14 protein-coding genes are annotated in these 15,371 nt (G+C 64.2%); 3 read left to right on the top strand and 11 right to left on the bottom strand.

Going from position 1 to position 15,371, the window contains the following annotated elements:
* Positions 1 to 40 precede the first annotated feature (40 nt).
* Entirely contained in the window at positions 41 to 1,579 is a 1,539-nt protein-coding gene (locus AC04SF_RS05835; RefSeq protein WP_488476916.1) for a trimethylamine methyltransferase family protein, read from the top strand.
* Between the two features lie 74 nt (positions 1,580 to 1,653).
* On the opposite strand, the gene AC04SF_RS05830 is transcribed toward AC04SF_RS05835, so the two are convergent.
* The 3 genes from AC04SF_RS05830 to AC04SF_RS05820 are packed head-to-tail and all read right to left on the bottom strand — an operon-like array spanning position 1,654 to position 3,773.
* A complete protein-coding gene (locus AC04SF_RS05830; RefSeq protein ID WP_488476915.1) occupies positions 1,654 to 2,277 on the bottom strand; it encodes an HD domain-containing protein in 624 nt (207 codons plus the stop codon).
* 33 nt (positions 2,278 to 2,310) lie between these two features.
* Entirely contained in the window at positions 2,311 to 2,688 is a 378-nt protein-coding gene (locus tag AC04SF_RS05825) for a Rieske (2Fe-2S) protein (protein WP_488476914.1), read from the bottom strand.
* A complete protein-coding gene (locus AC04SF_RS05820) occupies positions 2,688 to 3,773 on the bottom strand; it encodes an amidohydrolase family protein (protein WP_096448763.1) in 1,086 nt (361 codons plus the stop codon). The genes AC04SF_RS05825 and AC04SF_RS05820 overlap by 1 nt, the downstream gene beginning before the upstream one ends.
* Before the next feature lie 174 nt (positions 3,774 to 3,947).
* On the opposite strand from AC04SF_RS05820, the gene AC04SF_RS05815 reads away from it, so the two are divergent.
* A complete protein-coding gene (locus AC04SF_RS05815) occupies positions 3,948 to 4,793 on the top strand; it encodes a LysR family transcriptional regulator (RefSeq protein ID WP_096457656.1) in 846 nt (281 codons plus the stop codon).
* A gap of 67 nt (positions 4,794 to 4,860) precedes the next feature.
* On the opposite strand, the gene AC04SF_RS05810 is transcribed toward AC04SF_RS05815, so the two are convergent.
* The 7 genes from AC04SF_RS05810 to AC04SF_RS05780 form a co-directional block, all read right to left on the bottom strand.
* On the bottom strand, positions 4,861 to 5,499 hold the full coding sequence (locus AC04SF_RS05810; protein WP_244734592.1) for a TetR/AcrR family transcriptional regulator: 639 nt from the start codon (positions 5,497 to 5,499) through the stop codon (positions 4,861 to 4,863).
* Positions 5,500 to 5,705: 206 nt separating this feature from the next.
* The gene (locus AC04SF_RS05805; protein ID WP_488476913.1) at positions 5,706 to 7,253 is read right to left on the bottom strand and encodes an ABC transporter substrate-binding protein; all 1,548 of its coding nucleotides are present in this window, start codon (positions 7,251 to 7,253) and stop codon (positions 5,706 to 5,708) included.
* A gap of 16 nt (positions 7,254 to 7,269) precedes the next feature.
* Positions 7,270 to 8,298: an oligopeptide/dipeptide ABC transporter ATP-binding protein gene (locus AC04SF_RS05800; RefSeq protein ID WP_488476912.1), complete on the bottom strand. Its 1,029-nt coding sequence runs from the start codon at positions 8,296 to 8,298 to the stop codon at positions 7,270 to 7,272.
* Entirely contained in the window at positions 8,295 to 9,260 is a 966-nt protein-coding gene (locus AC04SF_RS05795; protein WP_488476911.1) for an ABC transporter ATP-binding protein, read from the bottom strand. The genes AC04SF_RS05800 and AC04SF_RS05795 overlap by 4 nt, the downstream gene beginning before the upstream one ends.
* Entirely contained in the window at positions 9,257 to 10,144 is an 888-nt protein-coding gene (locus AC04SF_RS05790; RefSeq protein WP_488476910.1) for an ABC transporter permease, read from the bottom strand. Before AC04SF_RS05790 ends, AC04SF_RS05795 begins: the two co-directional genes overlap by 4 nt.
* On the bottom strand, positions 10,128 to 11,078 hold the full coding sequence (locus tag AC04SF_RS05785; protein WP_488476909.1) for an ABC transporter permease: 951 nt from the start codon (positions 11,076 to 11,078) through the stop codon (positions 10,128 to 10,130). The genes AC04SF_RS05790 and AC04SF_RS05785 overlap by 17 nt, the downstream gene beginning before the upstream one ends.
* 14 nt (positions 11,079 to 11,092) lie before the next feature.
* Positions 11,093 to 13,102 carry a CocE/NonD family hydrolase gene (locus tag AC04SF_RS05780; RefSeq protein ID WP_488476908.1) on the bottom strand — a complete coding sequence of 670 codons (2,010 nt, stop codon included), beginning with the start codon at positions 13,100 to 13,102 and terminating at the stop codon, positions 11,093 to 11,095.
* Positions 13,103 to 13,443: 341 nt separating this feature from the next.
* Between AC04SF_RS05780 and AC04SF_RS05775 the strand changes: the two genes are divergently transcribed.
* The gene (locus AC04SF_RS05775; protein ID WP_488476907.1) at positions 13,444 to 14,658 is read left to right on the top strand and encodes a pyridoxal phosphate-dependent aminotransferase; all 1,215 of its coding nucleotides are present in this window, start codon (positions 13,444 to 13,446) and stop codon (positions 14,656 to 14,658) included.
* Positions 14,659 to 14,696: 38 nt separating this feature from the next.
* Here the strand turns inward: AC04SF_RS05775 and AC04SF_RS05770 are convergent, their stop codons facing one another.
* The gene (locus AC04SF_RS05770; protein WP_488476906.1) at positions 14,697 to 15,371 is read right to left on the bottom strand and encodes a hypothetical protein; all 675 of its coding nucleotides are present in this window, start codon (positions 15,369 to 15,371) and stop codon (positions 14,697 to 14,699) included.

Genomic DNA, 15,371 nt, shown 5'->3' with positions numbered 1-15,371 from the left:
GTTTTCCGTTCGGAATTGTGTCAAACAAGGAGTGAAGGCCATGGAACGCATTGTCGCACGTCGCAGACCCGGCCGCCCGCAGCGCGAGATCGGCGGCATCGAGCAGCGGCCGTGGAAGCAGCTGACGCGACCCTACGCGCCGATCGAGATCCTGTCGGCCGACCATGTCCAGACGATCCACGAAATGGGTCTCACCATTCTCGAGGAAATCGGCATGCGCGTGCTGCAGCCGCGGGCGCGGCAGCTCTATCGCTCGGCCGGCTGCGATGTCGACGAAGGCGAGATGCGGGTGCGCTTCGACCGCGCCATGGTGATGGAGCGCGTCGCCATGGCGCCGTCATCCTTCGAGCTGCGCGCCCGCAATCCAGCCAAGAACGTCAAGGTCGGCGGACGGCACTGCATCCTGTCATCGGTCGGCGGCCCGGCCTATGTCATGGACAATGATCGCGGCCGCCGCCCCGGCACCTATGCCGAGATGTGCGACTATCTGAAACTGATCCAGTCGTTCAACGTGCTGCACCAGGAAGGCGGCGGCCCGTTCGAGCCGCTCGACCTGCACCAGAACACGCGCCATCTCGACCTCTACTATGCCGAGATCACCTTGCTCGACAAGAACTGGCAGCCGCAAACCCTCGGTCAGGGCCGCGCCATCGACGCGCTGGAAATGGTGGCGATTTCGCTCGGCACGACGCGCGAAAACCTTGCACGGGAGATGCCTGTCTTCACCGGTATCATCAACACCAACTCGCCGCTGCAGCTCGACGAGCCGATGGCCGAAGGTCTGATCGCGCTGGCCGAGCATGGCCAGGTCAATGTCATCACGCCCTTCACGCTGGCCGGCGCGATGAGCCCGGTGACGCTTGCCGGCGCGCTGTCGCAGCAGCATGCCGAGGCGCTGGCCGGCATCGTCCTGACCCAGATCGTGCGCCCCGGCGTGCCGGTCATGTATGGCGGCTTCACCTCGAACGTCGACATGAAGACCGGCGCGCCGGCCTTCGGCACGCCGGAATACACGCAGGCCGCGCAGATCACCGGGCAGCTCTGCCGGCTGATCGGTGTGCCGTTCCGCTCCAGCAATGTCACCGCCGCCAATTCGGTCGACGCGCAGGCGGCCTATGAGAGCGCGATGTCGTTGTGGGGCTGCCTGATGGGCGGCGCCAACCTGGTGCTGCATGCCGCCGGCTGGCTCGGCGGTGGGCTCACCGCATCCTTCGAGAAACTGGTCATCGATGCCGAGATGCTGCAGATGATGTCGGCCTATTTCGACCCGCCCGTGGTCGACATCGACACGCTGGCGCTGGAAGCGGTGCGCGAGGTCGGCCCGGCCGGCCACTTCTTCGGCGCCGCCCACACCATGCAGCGCTACGAGCGCGCCTTCTATTCGCCGCTGGTGTCGAACTGGGACAATTACGACACCTGGATCGAGCGCGGCCAGGTCACGGCGCGCGAGCGCGCCAATGTCGTGTGGAAACGCATGGTCGCCGAATACGAACAGCCGCCGATCGATCCCGGCATCGACGAGGCGCTGCGCGACTATATGGATCGGCGCAAACGCGAGGGCGGTTCACCGCTGAATTGAGGGGGGCAACCTTCGAGGGCGAAACCGGGCAAAGACACGCCCCTGGGGAAATATCTCAGCCTCGTCGCCAGGCGCTACAGGCGCGATCGCTCGGCGGCGGCCGCTTCATCCGACATCGCAATGCGCATTCCAGGCCTGACGATGGCGGGATCGTAGCTCTTGCGGGCGAACACTTCCCGCACCAGCGGCGCGAAGAAATCCAGCGGCCGTGTGGGATAGTCCGGATCGAAGCTCGACTGGTCCCATTTCTCGCAGAACTCGGCGCAGTCGTCGAAATAGGCGCTGTTCCTGAAGGCATCCCGCTTGTGCGGGTTCGCACCGACATGCTCGCCATAGTAGATCAGCTGGAAATCGCCATGCTTTTCCACCACCCAGGCGCATTGCTCGCGCACGAACGGACGCAGGATGGCGGCCGCGTATTCGTCATGATTGTAGGGCGCGTAGATGTCGCCGATGTCATGCAGCAGCGCCGACACCACCCAGTCGATATCGGCACCGGCATTCCAGGCGCGCGTCGCGGCCTGCAGCGAATGGCCGAGCCGCGTCACCTTGTAGCCCGACAGCGATTTGTCGAGTTCGACCATCGCCCCCAGCAGCCGATCGGCCGTGCCGGTGGCGTATTCGGTCTCATGTTCGGTCAGGAAGGCATAGTCCTCGCGGTCGCCATCCTTCATCTGGGTGAACTTCACGGTTTCCATCGTCCGGACTCCAAAATTTGCGGCACGCGGCGGTCAGCGGCGCATTTCGAGATAGATGTCGTCGCCATCGACATGAACGGGAAAAGTGCGCGCCCTGAGCTTCTCGTCGACAAGGCATTTGCCGGAGCGGATGTCGAACTCCCATCCATGCCAGGCGCAGCGGATGAGCTCTCCGGCGCGCTCATAGACGAATTCCGCCTTGTCCGTTTGCCTCGTGGTACCGGATATCGGCCCCTCGCAGAGATGGCCTGCCCGATGTGGGCAGATGTTGAGCAGCGCGGCATAGCCATCCTCGAGCTGGAATATGCCGACGCGGATGCGACCGACGGTGACGATCGTGGGCGTGCCGACGGCGACCTGGGCGGCCTTGCAGGCAAAGGTCAGCGCCGGAGCGGTTGCGGCGGCGCTCATCAGGCGACCCTCGCGGCGGCGGCCGGCGCCTCGATGCGCTTGTAGACCTCCAGCGCATTCAGCCCCATCACCTTGTCGCGCCAGGCCGGTGGGATGTGCAGATTGGTCGGCGCGTCGAAATCCCAGTGCGGATAGTCGGAGGCGAAAAGCAGCGTGTTCTGGCCGTCCATGTGCTCCAGCGTCTCCCACAGATGCCTGACGTTCTGGGGCTGCTCCAACGGCTGGGTGCTGAAGCGGATGTTGCGGCGGCAATATTCCGACGGCAGCATCTTCAGCCATGGCGTCTCCTTGCGCAGCGCCTTGAAATTGGCATCGAGCCGCCACATCAGCGAAGGCACCCACGATACGCCGCACTCGATGACGACGAAATAGAGGTCGGGATATTTCTCGAAAACGCCGTTGGAGATCATGCTGACCACATGGGTCATCGCCGGCTGGGCGAGCAAGGCGTGCGTTTCCCAATAATAGGCAGTCGGGCCGCTGGCGATCGCGTTGTGGTTGACGCCGCCTTGGCCGCCGAAATGAATGGCGAAGGGCAGCCCGACCTCGGCGCAGGCTTCATAGATCGGATGGTAGAAGGGATCGCCATAGGGGCGCTGCGAGCCGTGGCTGGCCAGCACCTGGACGATGTCCTTGTGGCCGCCGAGACGCCGGATTTCGGCGGCGGCGCCATGGGGGTCGGTCGGCGAAATGATGATCGATCCCTTGAAGCGGTTGTCCTTCGGCAGCCACCAGTCGATCATGTAATCATTGTAGGCTTTCACCAGTGCGTTGGCATAGTGATAGTTGGCCAGGGTCGAGGCTTCCAAAGGCTCGTCGGCGGTGAGGATCGCCACATCGATGTCATAGAGATCGAGGTGCTTCTCCTTCATGATCAGGTAATTGTCATCCTCGGTTTCCGGACGGATGTCGTGCCGCGAGAACCCCTCCGGGTGCAGCCATGGACGGTGGCCGTGCGGAAAGCTTCCCCTCGGCCCGGGCTTCTCGCCGCGCACCAGGAAATCGCGCCAGTAGGGTTCGAGATAGGGCAGCAGCACCTCGGCGCTGGACCAGTAATTGTGAACGTCGGTATCGACGATGAACATGGATGTCTTGCCCGCCATTGGGTGGGGTGAGGTTGCGGCAACCGTGCGCTTCCAAGGCAGGGCCGGCAACGCAGCCAGCGGCGGGATGTTAATCGAAGAATCCGATTACCCGTTGTCGGACCGGGCCGAAAAGCGTTAGCGATTGCGGGGAATTCCTGGCGCTGGATGGCCGAGATGCAGATCGAACTCTTGGACACGTTCCTCGACCTTATCGAAACCCGCAACTTCAACAGGACGGCGGAGCGCCTTGGCATCACACAGTCGACCGTTTCGAGCCGCATCCGCACGCTCGAGACATTGCTGGACAAGCAGCTCTTCATCCGCGGCAAGAGCGGCACGGAACCGACCGTCGCCGGCCTGAGGTTCGAGGAGCATGCGCGTGCGGTCAGGCTGCGCTGGCTCGACGCCCGCCGCGAAATCCAGACGGTCGGCAAGTTCGACCGGCTGATCCGCATCGGCATCCAGTTCGAGCTCTACGAACGCGTGCTGGGAGGATGGCTGGAATGGGTGCGGGCGACGATGCCCAAACTGGCGATCTATGTCGAGATCGACTACTCCAACCAAATGATCCTCGATCTCACCACCGGCAGCCTCGATCTGGCGGTGCTCTATTCGCCGCAGCACCTGCCGGACATGCATTACGAGCAGATCGCCGAGGAGAATTTCGTCATGGTGTCGACGCGCGGCGTTGCCTTCGGCGCGGTCACGCCGGCCGACTATATCCGGGCCAACTATTCGGCCTTCTTCAATCGCGCCCACAGGCAGATGCTGCCGGAGCTTGAAAACAGCCCGGTCTCGACCGGAAATGGCGGCGCTGTCGCCTATCTCTTGCGAAGTCGGGGCGGGACCGCTTTCGTCACCGAGACGGTGGCGACCAGGTTGCGGCAGGAGGGCGTGGCGGAATTCGTCGCCGACGCGCCGAAGATTTCACATCCCATTTATTCGGCCGTCCATGTCAGGCACCATCATTCCCACACCCATATTCGCCTGCTCAAGGCGCTCAAGCAGATGACCGCATAGAGGCTGTCCAGGACGCAAGAAGGGCTGAGGCAGCCTCGGCAAGGTGCGAAGCAGCGCTGCCTCGCATTCAACCGTCCCGCAGCGGCCCCACCTGCGCTTCCAGCATCTCGAACCCCGCCGCCTCCGCCGCCTGCGGCGTCACCACGCTTTCATCAAGGCACCATTCGAGCCAGAGCCCGTCGACCAAAGCGATGAAATTGCGCGCCAGCGACGGAGCGTCGACTTGCCTGCCGCGTGGCACCGCGACCGCCGCTATATCCTCGGCGAGCTCCGCCCGATAGGCATCGTAGAGTTCGCGGTGCGCTTCCTTGAGGCGCGGGTTGACGGCGATCTCGCCCCACAGCGACAGCCAGATCAGCAGATTCTCGCGGCTGAAATATTCGGGCGAGAAATTGGAGTGCACCAAAGCGGCGAGCGAGGCTTCCGGCGGCCAGTCGGATGCCTCGGCACGGCGGCGCTTGGCTTCGGCGATCTGGTTGTTGACGCTGGCGTAGAGCGAGGATTTGTAGACCTCGACCAGCAACCCATCGAGGCTTTCGAAATGATGGTTTATGAGGCCGCGCGAAACGCCGGCCTCCTTGCAGATACGGTCGATGGTGAAGGCGCCGATGCCGCCGACCGACAGGCAGCGCGTCGCCGCCTCAATCAGCATGGAACGGCGCACGTCGGCCTGCTCGCGGCTGAAGCGCGGCGGAGCCTTCTTCACGCCGCGCTTCCTTTTTGCATCTTCTGGCTGGGCTTCCGTCATGCAACCCAGCTAATCGATTATGCCCTTCCTGTCCACATAGAGCCTGTTCCATCCCGATGACATCGGGATGGGGCTCTATCTCCTTGTTTGACCATGATCTCTGGACAAACGGAAACCGTTTGTCTGAGAAAACCGGTTCCCACTTTTCGGGATCATGTTTCGGTTCAAACCTTCTTCTTGAACAGCACCGGATTGGGGTGTCCGTCCGGATAGATGACCGGGTCGAACGCCGTCTTGTGGATGGCGACCAGCGGCTGGTGGCAGATGAAGACGAAACCGCCGGACTGCTCCATCAGATCCTCCATGCGGTTCGACAAGGCGATGCGCTTGGCCTCGTCGCTTTCCGCCACCAGCTGCTGATAGCTGGTCTCGAATTCCGCACTGTCGAAGCCCGACCAATTGTAGGCGCCGATCTGGTCGGGGCGGAACCAGACCAGGTTTTCCGACGGGTCGATGCCGCCGGCAAAATCCATCAGCGCCAGGTCGATGTTCTTGTAGCCATCGCCCTGCGTCTTGTCGCCGACGCCCCAGAAGGCGGCCTCGTCATAGGGCTGGATCTCGACCTTGATGCCGGCCTGCTCAAGGCTGGCCTGGATGATCTGCGCGGTCGCGGTGCGGATGGAATCGTTCATCACCGTCAGCGTCAGCGACAGATCGCTGACGCCGGCTTCAGTGAGTAGCGCGGCCGACTTCTCATAGTCGGGCGCCGCGATCAGATTGGAGGCGCGCGCGAATTTGGTGCCGGGCTGGACGACGCCGGTGGAGCGCTTGGTCAGGTCGTCATAGACGCCGGTGAGGATCTGCCCGACATCGACGCCATACTGCACGGCTTGCCGCACCTTCAAATCCTTGAGTCGCGGGCTCAACTGGTTGATGGTCAGCCAGACATAACGCGTCGATTGCGCCTCGATCAGGTTTGTGTCCGCTGGCGGCTTCTCCTTGACGGCCTTGGTCGCTGAAATGGCTATTTTGGTGTAGTCGAAGGCATCGGCCTCGTAGGCAAGCTGGGCCGCCTGGTCGTCGGTGACGATATAGATCTCGACCTTCGAAAAGTCCGGCTTCGGTCCCGGCCAGTCCGGGTTGGCGGTCAGCGTCACCTTCTGCTTCTGCTGCCAGTCCGATAAGAGATAGGGCCCGCAGGTCGCCGGCGGCTGCGTGGTGAATTTGCCGCCGGCTTTCTCGGTGCCGGCGCGGCTGATGATGTGGCCGCCATAGTAAGGCAGGCTGGTGACGAAGATCGGCTGGTAAGGTTCCTTCAGATGGATGATGCCGTTGCGGGCATCGACGACCTCGACGCGGTCGAGCTTTTCGAACTGATAGGCCCAGGGCGATGCCAGCGCCTTGTCGGCAATGCGCTCGAAGGAGAATTTCACGTCGTCAGCGGTGACCGCGCCGAAACCACCCGACCATTTCAGCCCGTCGATCAAGGTGAAGGCAATGGTTTTCGGGTCTTTCTGCTCCAGCTTTTCCGCGCCCCACAGCGACCAGGGCGAGCCTTTGCGGATGTCGCCGAAATGGTTGAGCGAGACATAGATGCCGCGCATCATGACATCCTCGATGCCACCATTCATGAAGGCGGGATCGAGGCATTGCAGATCGCCCTCCATGCGGATGCGCAGCGTGTCACCGGCGGCCGACCAGGCAAAGCTCGGCTTCATCGCCAGGCCGGCGCTCAGCACGCCGGCCGCTTTCAGGAATGCACGTCTGTCCATGGACCATTCTGTCATCTCAGTTTCCCCTTTGGTTTGCGGAAGCGCGTGAGAAGGCTTCCCGTTCTTGCCCGCCGGTCTGCAGCGGGAAATGGCAGCGCACCATGCGGTCGGCGCCCATCGGCCGGTAGGCTGGCGCCTCGGTCTTGCAGCGACCTTGTGCAATGGGACAGCGTGTGTGGAACTCGCAGCCCGAAGGCCGCCGGAACACGCTCGGGATCTCGCCGGTGAGGGCAGGGTTGTGGCTGCGCCGGCGCGGGTCAGGGATCGGTTCGGACTGGATCAGCGTCGCGGTATAGGGATGCAGCGGCGCGGAAAACACGTCCTGCGTCGGTCCGGTTTCGACCAGCCGGCCGAGATACATGATGGCGAGCCGATCGCTGACATGGCGGATCATGGCGAGGTTGTGGGTGACGATCATGGCGGCGAAACCGAGCTCGCGCTTGAGCTCGCCGATCAGGTTGAGCACATCGCCCTGCACCGAGACATCGAGCCCGGCGGTCGGCTCGTCGGCGAGCAGCAGATGCGGCTTCATCGCCAAAGCGCGAGCCACGCCGACGCGGCGCGCCTGGCCACCCGACAGCTCATGCGGAAAGCGGTCGACGAAGGAAGCGGGCAAACCGACCAGCGCCAGCAGCGCCTTGGCCGCGGCGCGGCGGTCCGGCATCGGCACGCCCTGAATGATCTGCGGCTCGGTGAGCAGCGTGCCGATGCGCAGGCGCGGGCTGAGCGAGGCGACCGGATCCTGGAACATCATCGCCGAACGCCGGCGCATGGCGCGGAAATCAGCCGGCGTCGCCACATCCCTGCCCTCGAAGACGATGCGGCCGGCGGCGGCCCGGATGAGCCCGAGAATGGTGCGCGCCAGCGTCGTCTTGCCGGAGCCAGATTCGCCAACCAGCCCGAGCGTCTCGCCCGGCATCAGCGACAGCGTCACGCCGTCGATGACATTGAAGCCCGGCAGCGGGAACGGATTGATCAGCCGGTTGAGCAAGCCGCCGCGAACGAAACTGACGGAGAGGTCTTCGACGGCAAGCAGCGGGCTCATGGCGTCACCGCATGGCAGCGCGCGACATGAGCCGCGGCGAGTTTGACCAGCGGTGGCGCGATGGAAGCGCACGGCGCGAAGGCGCGGTCGCAGCGCGGTGCGTAGACGCATCCCGATGGCGGCTGGGTCAAATTGGGCAGGGAGCCCGGAATGGTCGGCAGCCTGTCCAACCGCTCGTGGAAACGGGCAGGATCGCAGGCGAGCAGCGCTTGCGTGTAGGGATGCTGGGCGTCGTGGAAGATCGCGTCGACCTCGCCGCCCTCGACCACCTCGCCGGCATACATGACATAGACCCGGTCGCAGAGCTCGGCGATGACGCCGAGATGGTGCGAGACGACGATGATGATGCCGTTGTACTCGCGCCGCAGTTCGCGCAGCAGATGGATGATCTGCGCCTCCATGGTGACGTCGAGCGCCGTCGTCGGCTCGTCGGCGATGAGAAGGCCGGGATCGGTGAGCAAGGCAGCAGCAATGGCGACGCGCTGGCGCATGCCGCCGGACAGTTCGTGCGGGAAGCTGCGCATGCGCCGTTCGGCGTCGGCGATGCCGACGCGGCCAAGCATGGCGGCGATGCGCGCCCGCTTCTGCGCCCGGCTGAGATCCTTGCGGTGGTGCTGGAAGTCGACGAGCTGGTCGCCGATGGTCAGCACCGGGTTGAACGCCGTCATCGGATCCTGGCTGACCAGCGCGATCTCGTCACCGCGCAGCAGCCGCTGGCGATGCGCGTCGAGCTTGGCCAGGTCGACGCCGTTGTAACGGATCGAGCCGTCGATGCGGGCATTGGCCGGCAGAAGATTGGCCAGAGCGGTGACCAGCGTGGACTTGCCGCAGCCGCTCTCGCCGACAATGCCGATGACCTCGCCGGGATGCGCTTCGATATCGACATGGCGCAGCGCATGCACCGCGCCATGCGGCGTCTCGTAGCGGACGCTGAGATCGCTGGCGGCGAGCAAGCCGGTCATGCCGGCCTCCGCAATTGCAGGCGCGGATCGAGATAGTCGCGCAGGCCTTCGCCGAGGAAGGTGAAGCCGAGCGTCGCCAGCACCAGCGGCAGCCCGCCGAAGATGACCATGAAGGGTGCCGAGCGGATCGAAGTGTAGCCGTCATAGAGGATCGAGCCCCAGGACGGCGTCGGCGGCCGCACGCCCAGGCCAAGGAAGCTCAGGCCGGCCTCGACCATGATGACGACCGGAATGTCCATCGACAAAAGGATGATCAGCGGGCCGACGACATTGGGCAGGAGGTGTATGAAGATGATGCGCGCGGCGCTGGCATCGATCAGGCGTTCGGCGAGGATGTAGTCGCTGTTCTTCAGCGCCAGCGTTTGCGCCCGGATCAGCCGGGCGTAGCTCGGAAACGAGGTCGCGGCGATGACGATGATCAGCGTGCCCGTGCCGGCGCCGAGCACGGTGATGATGGCGAGCGCGAACATGATCATCGGCAGCGAATTCAGGCTGTCGAAGCTCAGCACCAGTATGGCGTCGAGCCAGCGCGGGCCATAGCCGGCGATCAGGCCGAGCATCAGGCCGATGGCGCCGGCAATGGCCACCGACACCATGGCGATGGTGAGTGCCGTGCGCGCGCCGTAGATGACGCGCGACAGGAGATCGCGGCCGAGATGATCGGTGCCGAACCAGTGCTCCGCCGACGGCGGCTGCAGCTTGTGGAGCACGTCGATCTTGACCGGCGAATAGGGCGCCAGCCACGGTGCGAAGATGGCGGTGACCAGGAAGCCGGTGACCAGGAACAGCGCGACGCAGGTGAACGGATCGGCAAGCAGTGCGCGCAGCAGCACAAAGCGTTGTCGGCCCGGAACGGACAGCGAGGCATCAGCCACGGAAGACATCGCGCACCCTCGGATCGAGCCGCGCGATCAACAGGTCGGCGGCAATGGTTATGGAGACATAGATGGCGGTCATGATCAGCACCGTGCCCATGACGACGGGATAGTTGCGGGTGTTGACGGCATCGGTGATCAGCTTGCCGATGCCTGGCCGGGCGAACACCGCCTCGACGAAGACGGCGCTGGACAGGATGCTGCCGAGGCCGACGGCGACCAGCGAGATGGTCGGGATGATGGCGATGCGCAGCGCGTATTTGGAGACGATCTTCCATTCGGGCAAACCAAACGAGCGCGCGGTGCGGATGTGCGGCTCGCCCATCACCTCCATCATCGAGGCGCGCACCATGCGGGCGATGTAGCCTATCCAGCCCAGCGCAATCGCTGCCGCGGGCATGACCAGCGCCTTGGCCTGGCTGGCGAAGTTACCAGCCTCGCCGGCGCCGATGGCCGGCAGCCAGCGCAGCGTCACGGCGAACAGCAGCAGCGAATAGATGGCGACGACGAAGGACGGCACGGCGATGACGCCGACCGAGAGCACGCCGATGACGGCATCGGCCGCCGTGCCGCGCCGCATCACCGACAGGCAACCCAAGGGAACGCCGATGAGGAGCGCGACGGCCAGCGCGGTCAGGCCGAGGATCAGCGTGTTCGGCAGTGCCTCCAGCACCAGGGTGGAGACGGGCCGGTTTGACCAGACGTCATAGCCGAGATTGCCTGTCAGCGCGTTGCGGAAGAATTCGATGATCTGCCACCAGACCGGCTGGTCGAGCCCCATCCGCTCGATCAGCAGCCGCTTCAGTTCCGGCGTGGCGCGCGGACCGAGCGCCACGGTCGCCGGATCGCCGGGCACCAGGAAGACGGCCGCGTACATGGCGATCATGACGAGGACGAGGATCAGAAGGCCGAGACCGATGCGCTTCACTGCATATGCGAGCATGGCCTCCCTCCTCCTCAGGCGAAATCGCGCCTGATGCGCTGGGTTGCCGAGGCGCTGTGGACGAGCGTGCCCCGTTCTCGCGCCTCGAGCCGCCAACTCAGGTTGAAATGGGTCTCGTCCGCCGTCAGTTCGGTGACTGCGGTCGCTTCGGTGTCGGCGTCGCCACTGGCAATCGCCCAGCGATATTCGGTGACGAGTTTCGCCGACAACGGATCGTCGGCACGGATGCTCTTCGTGTCGCTGTTGGCCGAGGACACGGTGATGCCGCGATCGTCAAAGCGTCGGCGTCCATGGTCGGAGGTCAGCGCGATGGTCTGCACACCCGAGCCGACATCCTCGGTGACGATGCGGCGGTCGAAGCCCTCGTCCAGCGTCGTGGTCGGAACCGGCGGCGCGGTTTCAGCCGGCTCGAAACGGACATCGCGATCGCGTTCCGACAGCGGCCGCACCGGAAGCATGATGCTGCTGTCGCCGCTCGCTACCGACAGCGTCGACAATTTCGGCTGCGGCCACAGGATCGGCCAATGCTGGTTGGCCAGCGCCAGACGGATGCGGTGGCCCTTGGGCACTGAACGGGCGAAATCATTGAGCTTCAGCTTGACCCGGAATGGCGTTCCAACCGGACACGGGGTGGGATGCTCATGGCTGTCGCGGTGGCTGAGATTGAGAACGCCATAGGTCATCAGCGCTGACGTGCCGTCCGGATAGACATCGCAGAGCCGGGCGGCGAGATTGACATGCGGTTCATCGACGGTGACGAGCAGATCGAGTTCCGGTGCGCCGAGCAAGGTCAGGTCATCGTCCAGCGGCAACGCGTCGAAGCACAGCGCCATGCCGTCCTCGCGGCGCTGGTCGACGGGCATGTCAGGACAGGAGCCTCCATAGCCGCCCCAGCGGCCGCAATCACGGCCGGCGGTGGCTGGCGAGCGGACGGACAGCGTAGCACCCGGTACTGCCTGACCACTCAGACCGGTGGCGTTCAGATGCAAGGCGCGGCGCTCGATGCGCGGCGATGGCCACTGGTCCTCGGCGGCCCAGTTGCCGGCATGGTCAGGCAGATAAAAAGGCTGCGGGCGTTCCTCGCCGGTGATCCATACGCGGTAGAGCGGCTCCTCCATGATGCCGGTGTCTTCGCCGACGAGCCAGTGGCGCCACCAGCGCAGCGCCTCCTGCAGATAGCCGATCAGCGGCCCAGGCGCGCCGCGGCAGGGATAGGCATGCGACCACGGCCCGACGATGCCGAGTTTTGGACCCGGCAGATGTTCGAGCAGACGCGGCACGAAGTTGGAATAGCTGTCCTCCCAGCCGCAGACAGCCATCACGGCGCATTCGATTGCGGAATGATCCTCGCAAACGGAGCCTTGTCGCCAGTAATCGTCGCGGCGCTGATGCGCGAGCCAGACCTCCGACAGCGAACGTGTCGCTCCGAGCCGGTTCATCCACATGGCGCGCCAGGCATCGCCGACGATCTGTGGGTCGGGCGCCATCGCCTTCTTCACCAGCATGAAGTTCGACCACATCTCCTGCTCGGTCAGCAGCGCGCCGCCCATATAGTGGATGTCGTCGGCGTAGCGGTCGTCGGTGGCGCAGTTTGTGATGATGGCTTTCAGGGCCGGTGGCCGCCGCGCCGCGACCTGCAGCGCGTTGAAGCCGCCCCAGGAAATGCCGGTCATGCCGACATTGCCGTTGCACCAGGGCTGGGCCGCCAGATGGGCGATGATCTCACAGGCGTCTTCCTGTTCGCGCGGCAGATATTCGTCGGCGAGATCGCCGTCGGAATCGCCCGAACCCCTGATGTCGATGCGCGCGCAGGCAATGCCGTGACCGGCAAGCCAGGGGTGGATGTCGATGTCGCGCGCCACCGTGCCGTCGCGGCGGCGGTAAGGCACCATCTCGACAACGACCGGCACCTTGCCCTCTGTGCGCGGACGCCAAAGCGTCGCGGCAATGCGGGTGCCGTCGGCCAGCACGATCCACAGCGGATCCACGGTTTCGACGGCAAAGGGAAACTCGGTTCGTACCACGGCAGGTACCCGTAAATGCTCTTGTTGAACGTTCGTACAACAAGAGCATTTACAGCGCAATCCCGCTTCACCCTTTTTGATGTCGAAAGCGAACCGTTCTTCGGCCGCCGTGTTGCGCCGGTAAGCTTTCAGGCTGGGCAGAGGCCGGTGTCTGTCACCGAGCCAAGGCTGCCGAAGCAGAGCCGATATGCCTTCGCGATCGAACCAAGACGGTGAGCAAGCTCTGCAGAAATCCGAGGGCCATAGTCACTTTTTTCATCTTCCAAATTTTGTTTCTTCGCGCGCACTGCTACTGAGCGTCGCATGCCAGCGGCAGCTGCGCCTTCAATCAGGAACTTCCGATGACGATCCAGAGCAAATTCAGCGGCCTCGGCACCGATGCCGCACCCGGACAGGAGGCCCGCCAGCTGGCCGGCGGCATCGACACGATGTTGCGCGGCGACGCGATCGGCGGGCGGCCGGTGGACTTTTCGCATGGCGACGTCGACGCGTTCACCCCGACGCCTGGCTCGTTCGAGGTCTTTTCAGCCGGTGTCGAAACCGGCGGCAAGCAGGCCTACACCGAATATCGTGGCGATCTCGGCATTCGCGAAGAACTCGCCGGGCGGCTCGCAGATTTCACCGGAGCGCCTGTTGATGCCCGTGACGGAATGATCATCACGCCCGGCACCCAGGGTGCCCTGTTCCTGACCGTCGCCTCGACCGTGTCGCGGGGCGACAAGGTGGCGATCGTCCAGCCCGATTATTTTGCCAACCGCAAACTGGTGGAATTCTGCGAAGGCGAAATGTTGCCTGTGCGCATGGACTATGCGACGGCCGAAGGCCGCTCGGGCCTCGACCTCAGCCAGCTGGAAGATGCGTTCAAATCGGGCGCCAAAATCTTCCTGTTCTCGAACCCTAACAATCCGGCAGGCGTCGTCTACTCCCGCGAAGAGATCGAGACGATTGCCGCTCTGGCAAGCCGGTACAACGCCACCGTCATCGTCGATCAGCTCTACGCCCGTCTCCTCTACACAGGCGTGGACTACACCCACTTGCGCGCGCAACAGCTGGATGCGGAAAACATCGTCACCATCATGGGGCCGTCGAAGACGGAATCGCTCAGCGGCTATCGGCTTGGGCTGGCTTTCGGGTCGAAAGAAATCGTTGCCCGGATGGAGAAGCTGCAGGCGATCGTGTCGCTACGCGCCGGCGGCTATAGCCAGGCCGTTCTGCGCACATGGTTCGACGAGCCGGCCGGCTGGATGGAGCAACGCATTCGCCAGCACCAGGCGATTCGCGATGATCTTTTGAAGGTTTTCCGCGCGACGCAAGGCATCCAGGTCCGCACGACCGAAGCGGGCAGCTACATTTTTCCGGCCCTGCCCCGTCTGTCCGTCACCGGTGGTGATTTTGTCCGCATCCTGCGCCTGCAGGCAGGAATCATCGTGACGCCTGGAACGGAGTTCAGCCCGTTCTCCGAAAGCAGCGTGCGCCTGAACTTTTCGCAGGACCACGCCGCGGCCGTTGCCGCCTGCGAGCGCCTGGTGGCTCTCGCCGACCGGTACCGCGCATAAGCAGCGGAACGACCGGCGCGGGAACCAGGCGGGGCCGACTATTCAGTGGCGTGAAGAGCCGCGAATTGAAAGCCGGAATTCGTCCCCGCCGCGGTCTCCGTCAGGACATCCAGCGCAAACGCCGCCGAGGCGATGTCGATGAAGATGTCGTAGGACACCGCACCGAACCGGTCGAAGCGGGCCACCACCGCGTCTAGATGCAAGGCGCGGGTCTGGGCAAGATCGCCTGGCTTCAGGCTTTCCGGCCTCAGATCGGCCATCGAAATCCGCCGCATCAGCGCGGGCGCCGCGGGGCCCGATATCACGAACCACGCCCACCCTTCGTCGCGATAGGCGTCATATCCCTTGGAGGAAAGCTCACTGTCGTGCCAGGCCTTGCGCAGGTCGCGCAACCGCGCACCGCCGACGCCGGGAGGTGCGGCCAGCAGCACCTCCTGCTGGCCAAGTCGCAGCACGGATGTACCGCAAGACAAGGTAAGGGCGGTGTTCACCGCCTCCGGCAGGGACAGGCCTGCTTCAGCGAGCCAGGCAAGCGTACCGGGGCCACGCAGCCCGAAGCGTTCGGTGTGCGTGCAATCGAAAACGACGTTCTCTTGGGCGCCGACAGGACCATCCTTCCGGCTCAGGCGGTGGGCGATGGCATTGCGGCGTAAGCTCGGATCGACATGGCCGGAATGCCCGATCGATGTCCCGCTATGGCTGATCGGGGCCAT

The organism is Mesorhizobium sp. CNPSo 4671 (genome assembly GCF_057784245.1).
This window is presented reverse-complemented; position numbering and strand designations above follow the sequence as displayed.